This is a genomic window from Streptosporangium sp. NPDC049644, assembly GCF_040675205.1.
In the GTDB taxonomy this organism is placed as follows: Bacteria; Actinomycetota; Actinomycetes; order Streptosporangiales; family Streptosporangiaceae; genus Streptosporangium; species Streptosporangium fukuiense.
Genome location: NZ_JBFAOJ010000002.1, coordinates 168,619 through 186,003, shown reverse-complemented (window position 1 = coordinate 186,003; position 17,385 = coordinate 168,619). Strand labels below are relative to the sequence as shown.

The following is a 17,385-nucleotide window of genomic DNA, read 5'->3' as shown; positions in this document are numbered from 1 at the left end:
GCACGGCGGCCGGCAACGCGGCCGCCGCCCGGGTACGGACTCCGGATGGGCCGTCGCGGAGGACTATCCCTCGGCGGCCGCGTCGGATGATCCGGTGAGCGGGCGTTCCCTGAGCAGCAGCGCCAGCACCAGGCCCGCCCCGAACACCACCGCCAGCCACAGGAACATCGGCACCAGCCCGTCGGCGTACGCCCCGGCGACGAGCGCGCGGGTGGCGGGAGGCAGCGCGGCGGCGGCCTCGGGTGTCAGGCGGTACGGGTCGCCGGCGCCGGCCAGCGCGGGCCCCAGCCCGGCGGCCACCCGGCTGGCGAACACCGAGCCGATCACCGCCGCCCCGACCGTCACGCCGATCTCCCGTACGAAGACGACCGTCGAGGTGGCGGTGCCGACCGAGGACTGGGGCACCGCGATCTGCACCGCGGTGATCGAGACCTGCATGAAGCAGCCGACCCCGAGGCCGAGCAGCACCAGGTAGGCGGCCAGCAGCCACGAGGGCGTCTGCGTGGTCATCGACCCGAGCAGCAGCATCGCGGCGGCCGCGAGGGCGGTGCCGGCGATCGGGTAGATCTTGTAGCGCCCGAACCTGCTGATCAGGAGACCGGTGCCGATGTTCGTCGCGAGCAGGCCGAGCGTCAGCGGCACCAGGAACAGGCCCGCCGCGGTGGCGCTCATCGAGTAGACCATGCGGACGTAGGACGGCACGTAGCTGACCACGCTGAACAGCCCGGCGCCGACCACGAGGCTCAGTCCACCGGCGACCAGGACGGTGCGGTCGGCGAGGATGCCGAGCGGGATGAGCGGGTCGGCGGCGCGGCGCTCGGCGAGCACGAACAGGAACGTTCCCAGCACCGCGAACGCGCCCAGGCCCAGGATCGTCGGGGACGCCCAGCCGTGGAGCGTGCCACCCCAGGTGCCGATCAGGACGAGCGCGGTCGTCGTGACGGCCATCAGAGCGGTGCCCGTCACGTCGAGGGGGGCCGAAAGGCGCCGTTTGGGAAGGTGCAGCGAGGTGGCGGCGAGGGCGAACGCCACGATGCCGAGCGGCAGGTTGAGCCAGAAGATCCAGCGCCATCCGGCACCGTCGGTGAGCGTTCCGCCGATGAGCGGGCTGACCACCGTGGCGACGCCGAAGACCGAGCCCAGCGGTCCGAGGAATCTGCCCCGGTCGCGCGGCGGGACCAGGTCGGCGACCACGGCCTGCGACAGGATCATCAGTCCCGCGGCGCCGAGCCCCTGCAGGGCGCGGGCCAGGACGAGCTGGACGATGTCCTGGGCCACGCCGCACAGCACCGACGCGACCAGGAAGACGACGATCGACCCGAGCAGCAGCGACTTGCGCCCCAGGGCGTCGCCGAGCTTCCCGAAGACCGGCATCGCGACCGCCGCGGCGAGCGCGTAGGCCGCCACGACCCACGACATGTGTTCCAGGCCGCCGAGCTCGCCGACGATGGTGGGCAGGGCCGTGGCGACGATCGTCTGGTCCAGCGCGGACAGGAAGGTGACCAGCAGCAGGGCGACGAAGACCCTTCCGAGCCGGGGGGTGGGCGCCTCCGGTCGGGCGCCTGAGGAAGCGGAGGCGGGGGTCTCGGACAGGGATGGGGGAGAAGGAAGAGCCTTGGGCTGCGCGAAGGCGTTGGGCGTGACAAGGGGGTGATCCACGAGAGGCTTCTCCGCGGGTCTCCGCTCGCGCTGTGCGGCGGTGACGGCGGCAGGAGGCGCGGCGCGGGGCATGATCGTCCCGGGCCGACGGGCTGCGATGTCAACAACGCGCCCCGTCGTCCTGACAAGTGTCCCATGCCCCCTTCCGCATCATCCGCCCCGGGTACGCCTTCCGCCGTCGCGCCCTGGACAGGCATGGTTCCGTACCGGAGCCGGGACCACGCCGGAGCCGTCCCGCGTCGCGGTCCCGATTCGGCGGCCCGTACGGGGAGACCTCACGCGCCGGACGGACACCGGGGAAGGCCCTTCCCTGAAGACGGTGGCCGCCGCGACGGGAAAGGGCGTCACGCGTCAGGTCACCGGTCTCGGCCGTCTCCGTGATTCACGTCTCCGGATTTTACAAAACAGCGCCATTCACCCGATAAACACTTTGTTTGTTAACTCTATGTTCTTCGGGAATTTCGAGCATGCCGGGCGTTCGTCACCTCGACGGCGGGCACCCCTCCACGCCGCCATTCCCGCGCCGCGCATTTGACCTGGAAAAACGGACTCCCGTCCGCCGATGACAGCGCCCCTCTCCACCGTGCGGGTGATCGGTGACGCCCCTCTCCTCCCCCGCACGGGTGATCCGGCGTCCGCCTGGAGAGTGATGCCCAGTGGGCGAACGGATGATGAATATGTCGTTAGATATCACGTTGTCCCGTTAGATATCCCAATGCTTCATTTCCCGGGGGGGAACAGTTGTGCTGAACACCAGAACAGATTCGGTAAGCGAGCTGACCGTGGCCGAGTTTTTCCTCGAGCAGCTCGACGCCCTGGGGGTGGACTCGGTTTTCGGCATTCCCGGCGGAAACATATCTGCTTTCATTCAGGCTCTGCGAGAACATCCGAAGATCAAATTCATCATCGCCTCTCACGAGGGAGGAGCCGCCTTCATGGCGGACGGATACGCGCGGTCGACGGGAAAACTGGGCGTGTGCCTGGTCACCGCGGGCCCCGGCGCCCTCAACGCGCTGACCGGGGTCGCCTCAGCTCACCGTGACCAGGTTCCGCTGCTGGTGGTGGGCGGTCAGGTCCGGACGGATCTCTTCGGCCTCAGGGCGCTTCAGGACAGCAGCGATCTCGGCACCAACATGACCGCGATGTACTCCCACGTCTCCGGGTTCTCCACCGGCCTGAGCGACGCGGGCTCCTTTCCCCGAATCCTCTCCCAGGCGATCAACGTCGCGACCGGTCCCCGCCCCTGCGCCGCGTACCTGTCGGTTCCCGCGGACATCGCCCGGATGCCGGTCGGGGACGAGAAGGCCACCGTGCCGGCCCGGCGTCCCGGCATGGAACTCGACCCCGCCGAGGCGCGGCGCGTCCTCGGGGCGCTCTCGCAGGCACGACGTCCCCTGATCTTCCTGGGGAACGGAGCGCGGCAGGCGCTGCGCTCGGATCAGTCGTCGCTCCGGGAAATCGTCCACACGCTGGGGGTTCCCGTCGTGACCAGCATGCGAGCCAAGGGCGTCTTCCCCGAGAGCGACGACCTCTGCCTCGGCGTGCTGGGGACGGCGGGCACCGAGCGGGCGGCGAGTTACGCCGCGGCGGGGGTCGACGCCCTCCTGGTGATCGGCAGCGGACTGGGGGAATGGGCGACCAGGAGCTTCAACCGCGATCTCGCGGCCGTCTCGTCGTACTTCCACGTCGACCTGGATCCCACGGTCTTCGGTCAGTTCCTCAGGGGCGGCGAACACATTCAGGCCGACGCGGAGATCTTCCTGCGTGGTCTGCGCCGTGAGCTGCCCGGGCTGGGCGAGGTGAAGCAGGCACCCACGCTCTCGCCCTCCTCCTCGCGGCCGACGCCGGTGCCGCTTCCCCGTGACAGCGGGACGGGCGTGTCGCCGGCGGCGGTGATGCTCGCCCTCAACGACCTGCTCACCGGTCAGGACGACCTGTACATCGACATGGGCAACTGCACGGCGTGGGCCACCCACCATCTGGTGATCGATCCGCCGACCCGCGTCTTCTACCCGTGCGGCCTGTCGTCGATGGGCTGGTCGTGCGGCGCGACCGTCGGCGGGAGGATCGGTGACGGCAACCGTGTCGCGACCGCGCTCGTCGGCGACGGCGCGTTCCTGATGAACGGCAACGAGGTCAGGACCGCCGCCAGGAACCGGGTGGGCGCGATCTTCGTCGTCCTCGACGACGGCTACCTGGGGATGGTCAACCACGGAGAGCACGCGCAGAACGGCGGACGTTTCTCCCTGGACGACGACTTCTACCGGCTGGGGGCGGTGGATCTCGCCCAGTTCTCCCGCGCGCTCGGCGCCGACGCCTACGTCGTCGAGAAGGCCGAAGCCCTGCGGGGCGCGATGGGCGAGGCCAGGTCGGCGGCGGCCAGGCGGTCGCGACCCCAGGTGGTCGTGGTCAAGATCGACTACCGGGTGAGTCCCCCCTACGGTGAGCGGTTCGCCGCGGTGGCGGGGGACGCGCGATGACCGGGGAGACGGGTACCGGCATCGGCGTCGCGGGACTGGGATCGGCCCTGCCGCCGACGGTCGTGGAGGCGGTCTCCACCGGGAGGGGGCCCTCGGCCGAGAGCGGGCTGTTCAGCGGGGCCCGCAGCCGCCGGATCCTGGCGGACGGCGAGGCGATCGAGGATCTCGCGGTGTCGGCGTGCCGCGGGGCCCTGGAGGAGGCCGGTGTCCGCGCGGACGAGATCGACAGCCTGTACGGATACATAACGGTCTCCGAATTCCAGAGCCCGAACGGGCTGTTCCGCGTGCACCGCGACCTGGGACTGGGGAGCCACGCGCTCGTGGTACCGGTCAACTGCGAGTTCGGCACCTTCGTCATGGCGCTCGCGCTCGCCTGGGAGTCCATGCGGGCCGGGCGTTTCACCCACGCGCTGGTGAGCGTCGGGACGAACTGGAGCCGTCACGTGGACGCCCGAAACCCGCACGCGGGGATGATCGGGGATGGCGCGGGTGCGGCCGTGCTCCGCCGGTCGGAACGGATGGTGATCGTCGACTGGATCCACGAGACGCGCAGCACCGAGTACGGCGCCATGACGATGGCCGTCCGCCGTGACACCGGTGACACCGTCCGGCCCGTCTACCGCATCGAGCCCGACGCGGGGGTGGGAGCGTTCCGGTCCACGGGAATGGACGGGCCGCCGGACCTGATCCGGAGGCTGCTCGGACGTCACGGGATCGGCCTCGGGGAGGTGACCGTGATCGGCCACCAGGCCTCCGACGTCCTGTTGGAGCACTGGCGGGATCTCCTGCATCCGGCCCGCTACCACGACACGCTGAGCGACTACGGCAACCTCACCGTCGCCTCCGCGGCGGTGACGCTCGCCGCCGCCGCCGATGTCGTCGACACGCCCTACCTGGTCTTGTTCGGGGTGGGGATCGGCTCCTACCAGATCGCGTTGTTGATCAGGAGGTGAGAGCCGGGCGGCCTTCCCCGGCCGCCCCGGCGAGCACGTCCGCCACCGCCTTGGGCACTTTCGCCCATATGGAGATCGTCACACAGGACGCCGGCCCCGGGGCCCCCGCGGCGGCCCCCACCGTCGTCGCGGGAGTCCCGAGGCCGGCGCCCCATGCCGTGGCCGGGGGAGGCCCCGCCGTCAACACGCCGTGGTCGGCAGAGGCTCGTCCGGCCCCCCGAGTACGAGGACCTCACGGGTGAACGCCATCCGGTACGTGCCGATGAAGACGTGCTCGTCGGGCAGCAGGACGTCCTGCCGGGCCTGGAGCAGCGCCATGTGGTCGGACACCGGGTTGTCGACGGCCAGTTCGGCGATGCCGTCGTAGGCGGGGGCCTCATAGGGCGACCAGCCGCGGAAGTCGGCGGCCAGGCCGACGTTGGTCGTGTAGCGGACGAGCGTGTCGCCGAGAACGTCCCGGACGAGAGGCATGTGCCGCTCGCGCCAGTGGGCCGCCGTCTGCGCCGGGGTCATGTCGGGCCGGCGCGCCAGCATGAACAGCACCTTGACGCCTCGGTGGGCACGTGCCCTGTCGACGTGGACCTGTTGGTCGGTGGCCATGTGCTGAAAGGTGCCCATGAAGTCTCGCTCGCCGTCGCGCAGCCGGTCGGACGTCTCGGCGACCAGAGCGGCGAGCTCGGCCGGGTCGTCGACGTCGTACCAGCCCTCGGCGACGCCGTCCCAGGCGGGGGCCTCGTCCGGGGCCCAGCCGGAATAGTCGGCGGGCATCCCGACATTGCACGCGTAGCGCAGCAACCGTTCGCCATGCGCCTCCACCACCTTCGGGGCGTGCACCCGCGTCCAGTAGTCGACGGCCTCCTCGTGGGTCTGGTCGAGACGCCGGTTCCACAGCGTGAACAGCTTGATCACATCGCACTCCTGTCGGTGTTCGCCGGCGGGGACGGCACGGACGGTCTGGGTACTTCCCTGTACCGGGACAGGCGGGCGGCGACCGGCTCGACCGGTCGCCGCCGGCACGTGCTCACGACCGGTGCGTCCGCTCCCCCGTGAGCCGTTCGCGCAGCCGGAACTTCTGCACCTTGCCCGACGCCGTGAGCGGCAGCGCCTCGACGACGGACCACTGCTTCGGGACCTTGTGGCGAGCGAGCCGGGCCAGGCAGTACTCGCGCAACCCCTCCACGTCCGGCGTACGACCGGGCGCCGGGCGGACGAAGGCGGCGACCTGCTCACCCCACGTGTCGTCCGGTACCCCGACGACGGCCACGTCGGCCACGTCGGGATGCTGGAAGATGACGTTCTCGATCTCGCGGGGGTAGATGTTCTCGCCGCCTCGGATGATCATTTCCTTGAGGCGTCCCTCGATACGGCAGTAGCCGCGCTCGTCCATGCTGGCCAGGTCGCCGGTGTGCAGCCAGCCGTCGGCGTCGATGGCCGACATGGTGGCCACGACGTCGTCGAAGTAACCCGTCATGACGTGATACCCGCGGGTGCACAGCTCTCCGACGGTGTCGACGGGGAGGGTCGTGCCGTCGGAGGGATCGACGATGCGCACCTCGGTGTGGGGCAGGGGACGGCCGAGGGTCTCCATCCGGTCCTGCCCGCCGTCCTCGGACGAGGTCGCGGTGATGACCGGCGACGCCTCCGTCTGGGCGAAGAGGACGCTGACGACCGCGGGGGTCCGGGTCTCGATACGCCGGACGAGTTCGGGCGGCACCACGGCTCCCCCGGAGATCACCCGGGTCAGCCCGGACACGTCCGTGCGGGCGAACTCCGGGTGGTCCAGCATCCCGATGAGCATGGTGGGCACGCCGATGAGCGTGTCCGCCCTCTCGGACTCGACGAGATGCAGCATGAGCGCCGGGTCGAAGGCGGACGGGAGCACGAGCGTCCCGCGAACGGCGAGCGCGCCGAGCACGCTCACCACGCAGCCCGCGGTGTGGAACAGCGGCATCGGGCTCACCTGCACCCCGCCGGGAGTGAGCCGGCATCGCTCGGCGTAGAGACGGGCGTTGTTGACGATCCCGCGATGGTGCAGCACCGCGCCCTTCGGGGTCCCGGTGGTTCCCGAGGTGTACTGCACCTGCGCGGCGCTGCCCGGGTCGACCCGGGGAAGCGGGGTGTCCGGCCGCCCGGCCGACAGGAACCGGTCCCAGTCCGCGAAACTGACGACCTCCCGCAGGCCGGGCAGGTCCGGGCGTACCTTCGCCAGGATCCCGGCGAGATCGGAGCCTCGGTAGCCGGGAACCAGGAACACCCCGGCCGCCCGGGACTGCCTGAGGACGTGACGCAGTTCCTCCGCGCGCAGCGCCGGGTTGACGGTGACGATGGTGACGCCGGCGAGTGCGGCGCCGTACTCGAGGAGCACCCACTCGGGCAGGTTGTCGGCCCAGACGGCGACTCGCTCACCGGGCCCGAAACGGGCGAGCAGGCCGCGGGCGACGGTCTCCGCCTGCTCGAGCAGTTGCGCGAACGTCCACCGGCGGCGTCGTGCCGCGTCGGGTACGCCCTCGACGAGGGCGACGGAGCCGGGGCTGTCCTGCGCCGCAGCGCGAAGCGCGGCGCCGACGGTGAGGTCGGCGAGCGGCGACGTCACCTCGGCGGGCCACCAGGATCGGGTCAGCGGCGGCCTCGGCTCTCCCGCCTCGCCGGCCGGGTGCGCGTACGGTGTGGGAGTCATCGCGGAATCTCCATCTGAGTCTGGCGGGCCTGTTCGAAAGGCCGGGTTGGTGGGGATTTGTGGCCGCCATGGCCACGGCCGTGGTGGTGCGGGGATCCCTCGCGTCAGGAGGCGAGCGACTCGATCAACCCGGCGACCGTGGCCGGCATGACGCGTACCGCGTCGTGCGGGCCGGCCAGCTCGTAGTAGTCCCAGTCCGGCGACTCGCGCGCCGCGCTCGCGTACGGTTCCACGATGCCCAGAGGGCGGGCGTTGCAGTAGACGAAGGTACGGCGGGCGGCCGGTTCGGCCGGCGCCCGTACCGGTTCCTCCATCGTGCCGATGGGGTGCGAGGTCAGCCGCCGCGCGATCGCGGCGGCGCGCTCGCCGGACCAGCCGGTGGTGTCCTCGATGGGGAACATGGGCGGGATGAGTGAGGGGGTGCCCGCGGCCTCGGCCAACGCCCGGGCGGCCGCGGTGAAGTCCGGGCCCAGCAGGTCGCCCACGGACTGGCCGTCCTGGGGCACGAAGGCGTCCAGGTACACCAGTTCGGCCAGCCGATCGCCCCGCTCGGCCGCGACACCGGTGATGACCATCCCTCCGTAGGAGTGGCCGACCAGTACGACGTCGTCCAGTCCGTGCTCGTCGATGACGCGAACGACATCGGCGACGTGCGTCGACATGTCGGTCCGGGCGGTGGCCTCACCCGCCCGCTCGGCCAGACCGGTCAGCGTCGGCGCGTGGACGTCGGCGCCCGCGTTCCGCAGCCTCGCCGCGACGTCGTCCCAGTGCCAGCCGCCGTGCCAGCCGCCGTGTACCAGCACGCAGGTGCGAAGGGTCATGTGAACCTCCTGAGATGGCCGCGTCCGTGGCTTCGACCAGCGAGGACTGGCCGTCCGGAGGCGCGGCGGGTAAGGTGGGCCCACTATCACTCGAACACTGCTCGTGTGTCAATATCAATGTTCCAGAAGCACGATCAGCGTTCCCATGAAGCGGCCGGGCGACCCCGGCGCCGCTTCCACGGAGGCACCGGCGGGTGCTCCCGCTTGTTCGATCAGCGAGGAGCGGTGACGCTCCCCATCGCAGCAGAGGAGTCCGATGAACACCCTGGCCACCCCTGACGACCGCGCGTCCCTTCTCGACCACGACCGGCGTTTCTTCGACGCCCTGGTCGCCGGCGACGCGGCCCGCCTGAGCGAACTGCTGGCGGACGACTTCATCCTGGTCAGCGTCAATGACGGCGCGGCGGTGCCCGGCTCCGTCCTGCTGGACGCGGTGTCGTCGGGAGCCGTCCGGTTCCCGGCCGTCCAGTCCTTTCCCGACGAGGCCGTCGTGCGCCGGATCGGCGATGTCGGCATCGTCGTCGGGCGGACCGGGATGAACTTCACCAACCCCGACGGCAGCACGTTCACCGGCGGCAGCAGGTACACCCATGTCTTCGTCGCCGGCTCCGGCACCGGATGGCGCCTCGTCTCCGCCCAGGGGACGGAGATCAGGGCCGGGGCCTGACCTCGCCCCGTCTCCGTGCTCTCCTGGCCACCCGGGCACGGAGACGGACCCGGGTCGCCCCCCGGCAGAGGCCGCCACGACATGATCGCCGAGAGCCGGATCGAGTGACAGTACACTGCTCGTGTGTCACGAACAGAGTTCGAACCAGAGCGGCGCCGGTCGGATTCGGCCCGCGCCAAAGGCCGGCTGACGTTCACCCGCATGGACGTGATCAGGGCCGGAACCCGGCTTCTCGACACGGAGGGTGTCGAGAAACTGTCCATGCGCAAGCTCGCCAACACGCTGGGCACCGGCTCTTCGACGCTCTACTGGCATGTCAGGGACAAGGACGAGCTGCTGCTGCTCATCCTCGACGAGACCCTCCGTGAGGTCACCGTTCCCGCCGCCGGCACCTGGGACGTACGGTTGCTCGAGACCCTCGTCCGTTGTCACGAGGCACTGCTGCCGCGCCCCGCGCTCGTCGACGTGCTCTGGCGCGCGGCCTGGGAACTCGGGCCCGAGACCTTGAGGGTGGCGGACGCCCTCATCGGGCTCGTCGCGGAGAGCGGCCTGCCGGATGACGAGGTGGGCGACTCCTACATGGCGCTCATCACCTTGCTGTTCGGGTTCGTGGCGGGCGAGCGCACCTCGCCGGGAAATCCTCGCTACAGCGAGGCTCGAGCGGAGGGCGAGACCGCGGGTTCCGGGCCGCCGTACCCCAACCTGATGCGATACGCACCGGGTGCGGGTGTGCAGACGATGGCGCGCCAGTTCCGCTACGCCGTCGAGCGATTCATCACCGGAATCAAGCTCCGCGTGGCCGAGCACGAGCGGGCGGCCGGCGCCCCTCGGAGCTCGTGACGAGACCGGGCACCCGATCGGGCCGGCGGGCCGCGATGGCGACATCGCGGCCCGTCGTCCCGGCGAGTGCCCCCGTGCCGGGTCCCCGTCAGCCGGTGGCCGCGGGCCGGTCGGGGTCGTTGGACCACTGCGACCACGACCCGGCGTACAGGGCCGCGCGGATCCCGATCCGCTCCAGCGCGAAGACGGTGTGCGCGGCGGTCACCCCCGAACCGCAGTAGACGCCGACCTTGGTGCCCTCCTTCACCCCGAGGGCGCCGAAGCGGCCGGCGAGCGCCTCCTCGTCGAGGAAGGTCGCATCCGGCGTCAGGTTCTCCCCGGTGGGGGCGTTGACCGCGCCGGGGATGTGCCCGGCGCGCGGGTCCACCGGCTCGGTGTGGCCGAGGTAGCGCTCGGCGGCCCGCGCGTCGAGCAGCACGCCGTTGCCGGCGAGCTCGGCCGCGGCGTCGGCGTCGAGGACGGGCAGGGCACCGGAGGCCAGCGTCACGTTCCCCGGTTCGGGCCGGACCTCGCCGGTCTCCACCGGATGGCCCGCTTCCGTCCAGCCCCGCAGGCCGCCGTCGAGCAGCCGCACCGAGGACACCCCCGCCCAGCGCAGCAGCCACCACGCGCGCGCCGCGGCCAGGCCGCCACCGGCGTCGTACGCGACGACCTCGTCACCGTCGTCCAGCCCCCAGCGGCGGGCGGCGCGCTGGAGCGCGTCCGGGTCCGGCAGCGGGTGGCGTCCGGCCTCGGCGGAGGGCGGGGCGGCCAGTTCGGTGTCCAGGTCGACGAAGACGGCTCCCGGCAGGTGCCCTTCGAGGTAGGCGCGGTGGCCGTGCGGGTCACCGAGCTGCCATCGAACGTCGAGAAGCCGGACCCGCGACCCAGACCTGAGCCGTTCGGCCAGCTCGTCCGCACCGATCAGTCCGGTCGGGCTCTCACTCATCAAATACCCCCAGCGTGCAGACCCCGTCCTTCAGGGCGGGGAGGATGTCGACGTTCCGTCCTTCTGACATTTGAATACGACGTGGATCAGACCTTGCGGCCTGTTTCCTGAATCTGGCCGGGACTTTGGAACCAGTGGGTCACCCAGGCGTCCGGGTCACCGGCGAGTTCGCGAACATGGCCGGGCAGTGTTCCCCCGGCGATGTCGGCGAGTGTCACCGATTCGAGGATGGACCTGAGGGTGGCGCGCATGGCGATCCAGACGATTCGCAACCCTTCCGAGGGCGGGCCGTACTCGATGTCCTGAGGACATTCTCCGCGAATGACGGTGAGCGGCCCATTGAGGGCACGGATGACGTCGGCGATGACGACCTGGTCGGCGGGGAGGCGGAGCCGGTGCCCGCCTCCGATGCCGCGCTGGCTGGTGATGAACCCGGTGCGCCGGAGCTCCGCCATGATCGCTTCGAGGAACTTGTGCGGGATCTCCTGCCCCTGCGCGAGTTCCTCGGAGCTGACCGGGCGGTCCGCGTGCGCCGCGAGCTGCGTGAGGGCGCGCAGGGCGTAGTCGGTCTTGGCCGAGATTCGCACCTGGGCCTCAGCGGGCCCGGTCGCACGCGGCCGACTGCGCCTGCGGGTGTTCAGGCATCCGTGGCCACGCCGTCATGGGGGTGTGTCGCAAAGCCCTGTTCCTTCCATGCGCTGAACCCGCCAAGGATATGGGTGACGTTGGTGTACCCCAACTCCGCGAGCTTCTGAACGACCGGCCCCGAACCGCGCTCCGACGAGCAGAAGACGACGATCTCTCGGCCCGGATCGGCGGCGTCGGCCAGCAGTTCCGGGGATTCCCGGTCGAAACTCTTCAGGACGTCGACCTTCTCCACGGCGACGGCCGTGGGCAGCAGGCCGTGTTCGGCCCGCGCCTCGGGGCGGCGCACGTCGACGAAGAGCGCACCGGCGGCGAGCTTCCCGGCGGCCTGCTCGGGGTCGATGAAAAGGTCCTCGGGCGAGACGGTCATGGTCTTCCTCTCAGTGAAGTGGCGACGGGGTGTCGAGGGACAGGTCGAAGTGGGAACGCAGGGTGGTGCCCTCGTAGCCGGCGCGCACCAGGCCGCGTTCCCGCAGGATCGGCACGACGTGCTCGACGAAGGACTCGATGCCGCCGGGGGCGATCGGCATCATCAGGTTGAAGCCGTCGGCCGCCTCGTTCTCGAACCAGTACTGGAGCTGGTCGGCCACCTGCTCGCCGCTGCCGATGAGCGCCCACATGCCCAGCGGGGCGAGGCCGCCGAGGCGGCCGGCGAGCCGGCCGAGGGTGAGGCCCTCGTCGACGGCCATGGTGCGCAGCTCGACGAAGCCGGTGACCGAACCGTTGAAGTCCTCCGGAGCGGGGAGCAGGTGCACGGGGACGGCGTCGTCCGGGGAGTATCCGGACAGGTCGATGCCGAGCATCACGCCGAGGGCGGTGAGGGCGTTGGGGTTGGTCACCAACCGGGACTCGATCTCCCGCACCAGCCGCCTGGCCTCGGCCTCGGTGGCCGCGACGTAGGGCACCACGCCTGGCAGGACCCTGATCGAGTGCGGGTCCCTGCCCAGCTCGGCGGCCCGCGTCTTGATGGAGCGGTAGACACCTCGCGTCTCGTCGATCGACATGGAGCGGGCGTAGACGGCGTCGGCGTGCGCTGCGGCCAGCTCGATCCCGGCGGGCGAGGCCCCGGCCTGCACGATCGGGGGGCGTCCCTGCGGCGAGGGCGGCACGGTAAGCGGCCCGGCCACCGAGAAGTGCTCGCCGACGTGGTCGATCGGGGTGATGCCGCCGGGACGGATCATGGTGCCGGCCTCGCGGTCGGCCAGGACCGCGTCCGGCGCCCAGCTGCCCCACAGCCGCTCCAGTACCTGGACGAACTCCCGGGCGCGGGCGTAGCGGTCGGCGTGCGGGATGTGCCGCTCCCTGCCGTGGTTGCGGGCGACGTGGTCACCCGCGGAGGTGACGAGGTTGACCCCGGCCCTGCCCTTGCTGATCAGATCGAGGGAGGCGACCTGGCGGGCGACGGTGTACGGGTCGCTGTAGCTGGTGGAGACGGTGGGGATCAGTCCGATGTGGGTGGTGCGGGTGGCGATGGCCGACAGCAGGGTCAGCGGTTCGAAGGGGGTGTTGGCCAGGGCGTCGTTCGGGTCGCCGCGCAGCGCCGGGGTGTCGGCGATGAAAATCGAGTCGAACCCGCCGCGCTCGGCGGTCTGGCAGAGCCGCACGTAGTACTCGACGTCCAGGGCCTGGTCGGTCCGGCTGTCGGGGTGACGCCAGGCGGAGGCGTGGTGGCCGACGCCGCTGAGGTTGAAGTTCAGCGACATCGTACGGCGGGACGGGGTCACGTCCAGGTGCCTTTCTCGTTCAGTCCGAGGGCGGCGCGGCCGACGGCGTCGATCACGACGTCCTCGTTGGGCGGGTTGAACAGGGCGACGCGCAGGTCACGGAAGTGGCGTCCCAGCGGGGAGGTGTTCCAGACGGAGGCTCCGCCGACCAGGCGGCAGGCGTGGTCGACGACGTCCGAGGCGTGCCGGTGGACCAGAAGCTTGGTGGCGGTGGCCTGAACGACGTCGGCGGGTTCCGGGACACCCTCGCACCGGTGCAGGGCGTCCTCCAGCAGCAGGCGCGCCTGGAGCAGGGCCAGCTCGACGCGCGCGGCGTGTTCCTGGGTGCGGGGCTGCTCGGCGCGGCTGCCCGGACGGCCGTCGCCTCGGGGACCGGTGGCGAACACGAGGGCCACCTCGCGGGCCGCCTCGGCGATGCCCAGGTGGATCGAGGCCAGCAGCAGCGCCCACCAGGCGCCGAAGGTACGGGTGATCTCCGGGGCCACCTCGGGGTCGTACGCCTCGGCGACGGCGTCCGCTGGGACGGTGACGCCGTCGAGGACGACGTCGTGCGAGGCCGAGCCGCGCATGCCGAAGGTGTCCCAGGTCGGCTCGATCCGCACCCCGTCCGCGTCGGCCGGGACGACGAAGGTGCGCGCCACGGGCTCGGCGGTGTCGTCGCCGTCGTCGTTGTCCACAGTGGCCGACACCAGCAGGTGATCCAGGGCGATGCTGCCGGTGACGTAGCGTTTGTGGCCGCTCAGCAGCCACGACCCGTCGTCCCCGCGAGTGGCGCGGGTCTGGACGGCGCCGCCCCTGCTGGGGGCGCCGCTCAGCCGCTCGCTGCTGGCGAAGTTGACCAGGCCGTCGGTGGCGGCGAGGGTACGACCCAGTTCGGCGACTCCCCGGCCGGGGACCTGCGGCGAGAGCAGGCGCGTGCCGTGGATGTAGTGCATGGTGAGGACCAGCGCGGCCGAGGCGTCGGCGGCGGCGAGGGTCCGGATCACCCGGCCGGCCTGGGGCAGGGTGGCGCCCCCGCCTCCGTACGCGGCCGGGATGACGAAGGAGGGCAGGCCCGCCGCCCTGAGGTCGGCGAAGGTCTCCGCGTGCGGCCGGTCCTCCCTCGCGACCCGGGCGGAGATCTCCGGAACCAGTTCCTGCAGCGCGGCGAGGACCTGCCGTTCGGTACGCGCGCCGGTCAGCGGGCTCACCATCGGGAGCTCGCGTCCGTGCCGTGGTCCAGCTGTCCGGGTACCGCCATGAGAAGTTCCTTCGTGTAGGAGTGGTGCGGGTTGTCGAAGACGCGCTCGGCCGGACCGCTCTCGACCACGGATCCGGAGCGCAGGATCGTGACCTCGTGCGAGATCTGGCGGACCACCGCCAGATCGTGGGAGATGAACAGGTAGCTCAGCCCCAGCCGCGCCTGCAGCTCGACGAGCAGCCGCAGGATCTGGTCCTGTACGGAGACGTCCAGTGCCGAGACGGGCTCGTCGAGGACCATCAGCTCAGGGCGGAGCGCCAGCGCCCTGGCGATGGCCACCCTTTGCCGCTGGCCGCCGGACAGCTCGGTGGCGTGCCGGTCGAGAACCGACGAGGGCAGGGCGACCTGGTCGACGAGCTCGGCGACCCGGCGGCGCCGGGCGGCGCGGTCCCCCTCGCCGAACGCGTCCAGTGGCTCGTCGATGAGCGCCGCGACCGAGAGCCTCGGGTCCAGGGAGGCGAACGGGTTCTGGTAGACGGGCTGGAAGCGCCGCCGCAGCGGACGCAGCTTCCCGCGGGTGGCCGTGGTGATGTCCACGCCGTCGAACAGGACCCGCCCCCGGGTGGGGGTCTCCAGCCGCAGCGCCATCCGCGCGGTGGTGGACTTGCCGGAGCCCGACTCGCCCACCAGGCCGACCGTGCGGCCCCGGCCGACGACAAGGTCCACGTCGCTGACAGCGACGGTCACCGAGGCGGCGCGCTTGAACTCCTTGGTGACACCCCGAAGCTCCAGCAGCGGCGCCGTCTCCGTATCGGTCTCCGAACGCGTCTCCGAGTCCGGCCCCGCCTCGGCGCGCGGTCGCGATTCCAGACGCGGCTCCGAGGCCGTCTCCGTCTCGGAGCGTGCGCCAGGGACCGCCCGCCCCGGTGAGGAGGTGGCGATCAGCGTCGGCCCGGTCAGGGTGGGGACCGCGCCCAGCAGGCGGCGGGTGTAGGCGTGCCGGGGGCCGCCGAGAATCCGCTCGGTCGGCCCCTCCTCCACGACCTGGCCTTCCCGCATGACCACGATCCGGTCCGCCCGGTCGGCGGCCACCCCCAGATCGTGCGTGATCAGCAGCACGGCGGTGCCGTTCGCCGAGGTCAGGCGCTGGATGTGGTCCAGGATGCGGCGCTGGACGGTGACGTCGAGAGCGCTGGTCGGCTCGTCGGCGATGACCAGCCGGGGCGCGCAGGCCAGCGCGATGCCGATCAGCACCCGCTGGCGCATGCCGCCCGACAGCTCGTGCGGGTAGCGGCGGGCGTAGTCGGCCGGGTCCGGCAGCCCGGCCTCCGCCAGGACCGCCTCGACCAGTCCCCGGACGTTCCTGCGGGTGGCCCGGCCGTGCAGCAGCAGCACGTCGGCCACCTGGTGCCCGATGCGCCGTACCGGGTTGAGCGCGACCGCCGGATCCTGGGGGATGAACCCGATCTCGGCGCCGCGCAGGTGGCGCATCGCGCGGTCCGGCCATCCGGTGATGTCCTGCCCGCCGAAGTGGACCCGTCCCGCGCTGATCCGCCCGGTGGCGGGTAGCAGCCCGTTGACGGCGTGCGCGGTGGAGGACTTGCCCGAGCCGGACTCGCCCACCAGCGCCACCACCTCCCCCCGGTCCACCCGCAGGCTGACGCCGCGTACCGCGTCCGTCTCGTGCCGGTCACCACCGCGCCGGGCCGGCCCGTACCCGACCCGCAGGTCGGTCAGGCGCAGCAGGGGCTGTGTACTCAACGGTCGTCTCCCCTGCCGGCGTCCAGGGCGCGGGCGACCCGGTTGGTCGCCAGCATGGTCAACACGATCACCGCGCCGGGCAGGGTGGTCAGCCACCAGGCGCTCACCAGGTAGTTGCGCCCCTCGGAGACCAGCGACCCCCACTCGGGAGCGGGCGGCGGCGCGCCGAAGCCGAGGAAGCTCAGCGAGGAGACCGCCAGGATGGCCGTGCCGAACTCCAGGGCGGCCATCACCAGCACCGAGCCCACCGCGTGCGGCAGCACATGGCGGATGAGGGATCTCCACCGGCCGACGCCCAGTGCCTCGGCCGCCTCGACGAACACCTGGGTGCGGGCGCGCAGCACGTCGGCCCGCATCACCCGGGCGAAACCGGCCACCGCCGCCACACCGACCGCGACCGCCACGTTCAGCGTGCCGAAACCCAGCACGGTGACCACGGCCAGCGAGAGCAGCAGTCCCGGGATCGACAGCAGCACGTCGACGCAGCGCATGACGGCGTCGTCGAACCGGCCGCCCAGGTACCCCGAGAGCAGGCCCAGGGACGACCCGGCGAGGAATCCGACCAGCACCGCCAGGGCGGTCGCGGTCAGCGAGAGCGAGGCCCCGTGCACGACCCGGGAGAACAGGTCGCGCCCGAGATGGTCGGTGCCGAACCAGTAGGTGCCGTTCGGGGGCAGCAGCTTGTCCTTCGGCGAGCCGACCAGCGGGTCGAAGGGGGCGAAGACCCCGGGTGTGAGCGCCCAGGCCAGCACCAGCACCAGGAACAGCACGGAGAGCACCAGCCCGGGGCGCCGCACGATCGCGCGTGCCCCGCCGGTGCCACGGCGCGGCAGGCCGAGGCGGGAGGCGGTGTCGGGCCCGAGATCGGAGCCGGAACCGGGCTCGGAGTCGAGGTCGGAGGCTGGTTCGGAGACAGGGCCGAAACCGGAGACGGAGACAGAGGCGGGTCCGAGACCGGAGTCGGGGCCGGGCGGGAGGCCCGGCGTCCCGGGATCGGATGGCTCGTGCGGCGCGGGGCCGCCGGGGAGGGTCGTGGCGGGATCGGACACG

Annotated in this window: 15 protein-coding genes; 4 read left to right on the top strand and 11 right to left on the bottom strand. The window is 71.6% G+C overall.

The window, feature by feature from the left end; all coding sequences use genetic code 11:
• Window positions 1–63: 63 nt before the first annotated feature.
• Window positions 64–1,659, bottom strand: coding sequence for an MDR family MFS transporter (locus AB0J58_RS01930; RefSeq protein ID WP_364208952.1), 1,596 nt, complete (start codon window positions 1,657–1,659; stop codon window positions 64–66).
• A gap of 743 nt (window positions 1,660–2,402) precedes the next feature.
• Between AB0J58_RS01930 and AB0J58_RS01925 the strand changes: the two genes are divergently transcribed.
• Both AB0J58_RS01925 and AB0J58_RS01920 read left to right on the top strand, forming a co-directional pair.
• Window positions 2,403–4,139: a thiamine pyrophosphate-binding protein gene (locus tag AB0J58_RS01925; protein WP_364208949.1), complete on the top strand. Its 1,737-nt coding sequence runs from the start codon at window positions 2,403–2,405 to the stop codon at window positions 4,137–4,139.
• Window positions 4,136–5,092, top strand: a complete 957-nt coding sequence (locus AB0J58_RS01920; protein WP_364208946.1) for a hypothetical protein — start codon at window positions 4,136–4,138, stop codon at window positions 5,090–5,092. The genes AB0J58_RS01925 and AB0J58_RS01920 overlap by 4 nt, the downstream gene beginning before the upstream one ends.
• A 180-nt stretch (window positions 5,093–5,272) precedes the next feature.
• Here AB0J58_RS01920 and AB0J58_RS01915 read toward each other — a convergent pair whose 3' ends face one another.
• The 3 genes from AB0J58_RS01915 to AB0J58_RS01905 form a co-directional block, all read right to left on the bottom strand.
• Window positions 5,273–6,001 carry an EthD domain-containing protein gene (locus AB0J58_RS01915; protein WP_364208943.1) on the bottom strand — a complete coding sequence of 243 codons (729 nt, stop codon included), beginning with the start codon at window positions 5,999–6,001 and terminating at the stop codon, window positions 5,273–5,275.
• A 112-nt stretch (window positions 6,002–6,113) separates the two neighbouring features.
• Entirely contained in the window at window positions 6,114–7,769 is a 1,656-nt protein-coding gene (locus tag AB0J58_RS01910; protein ID WP_364208940.1) for an AMP-binding protein, read from the bottom strand.
• A gap of 104 nt (window positions 7,770–7,873) precedes the next feature.
• Entirely contained in the window at window positions 7,874–8,590 is a 717-nt protein-coding gene (locus AB0J58_RS01905) for an alpha/beta hydrolase (protein WP_364208937.1), read from the bottom strand.
• 256 nt (window positions 8,591–8,846) lie between these two features.
• Here AB0J58_RS01905 and AB0J58_RS01900 point away from each other — a divergent pair, with 256 nt between their 5' ends.
• Both AB0J58_RS01900 and AB0J58_RS01895 read left to right on the top strand, forming a co-directional pair.
• Window positions 8,847–9,257 carry a nuclear transport factor 2 family protein gene (locus tag AB0J58_RS01900; RefSeq protein ID WP_364208934.1) on the top strand — a complete coding sequence of 137 codons (411 nt, stop codon included), beginning with the start codon at window positions 8,847–8,849 and terminating at the stop codon, window positions 9,255–9,257.
• Between the two features lie 123 nt (window positions 9,258–9,380).
• Entirely contained in the window at window positions 9,381–10,097 is a 717-nt protein-coding gene (locus AB0J58_RS01895; protein WP_364208931.1) for a TetR family transcriptional regulator, read from the top strand.
• A gap of 88 nt (window positions 10,098–10,185) precedes the next feature.
• Here AB0J58_RS01895 and AB0J58_RS01890 read toward each other — a convergent pair whose 3' ends face one another.
• The 7 genes from AB0J58_RS01890 to AB0J58_RS01860 form a co-directional block, all read right to left on the bottom strand.
• Window positions 10,186–11,025 (bottom strand): sulfurtransferase, encoded by an 840-nt coding sequence (locus tag AB0J58_RS01890; protein ID WP_364208929.1) that lies wholly within the window; start codon window positions 11,023–11,025, stop codon window positions 10,186–10,188.
• Window positions 11,026–11,111: 86 nt separating this feature from the next.
• Window positions 11,112–11,612 carry an Rrf2 family transcriptional regulator gene (locus AB0J58_RS01885; protein ID WP_364208926.1) on the bottom strand — a complete coding sequence of 167 codons (501 nt, stop codon included), beginning with the start codon at window positions 11,610–11,612 and terminating at the stop codon, window positions 11,112–11,114.
• A gap of 50 nt (window positions 11,613–11,662) precedes the next feature.
• Window positions 11,663–12,040, bottom strand: coding sequence for a rhodanese-like domain-containing protein (locus tag AB0J58_RS01880; RefSeq protein ID WP_364208923.1), 378 nt, complete (start codon window positions 12,038–12,040; stop codon window positions 11,663–11,665).
• Between the two features lie 10 nt (window positions 12,041–12,050).
• Window positions 12,051–13,394 (bottom strand): LLM class flavin-dependent oxidoreductase, encoded by a 1,344-nt coding sequence (locus AB0J58_RS01875; protein WP_364208920.1) that lies wholly within the window; start codon window positions 13,392–13,394, stop codon window positions 12,051–12,053.
• A complete protein-coding gene (locus AB0J58_RS01870) occupies window positions 13,391–14,587 on the bottom strand; it encodes an acyl-CoA dehydrogenase family protein (RefSeq protein ID WP_364208917.1) in 1,197 nt (398 codons plus the stop codon). The genes AB0J58_RS01875 and AB0J58_RS01870 overlap by 4 nt, the downstream gene beginning before the upstream one ends.
• Entirely contained in the window at window positions 14,581–16,335 is a 1,755-nt protein-coding gene (locus AB0J58_RS01865; RefSeq protein WP_364208914.1) for an ABC transporter ATP-binding protein, read from the bottom strand. The genes AB0J58_RS01870 and AB0J58_RS01865 overlap by 7 nt, the downstream gene beginning before the upstream one ends.
• Window positions 16,332–17,384: an ABC transporter permease gene (locus AB0J58_RS01860; protein ID WP_364208911.1), complete on the bottom strand. Its 1,053-nt coding sequence runs from the start codon at window positions 17,382–17,384 to the stop codon at window positions 16,332–16,334. Before AB0J58_RS01860 ends, AB0J58_RS01865 begins: the two co-directional genes overlap by 4 nt.
• Window position 17,385: the final 1 nt, after the last annotated feature.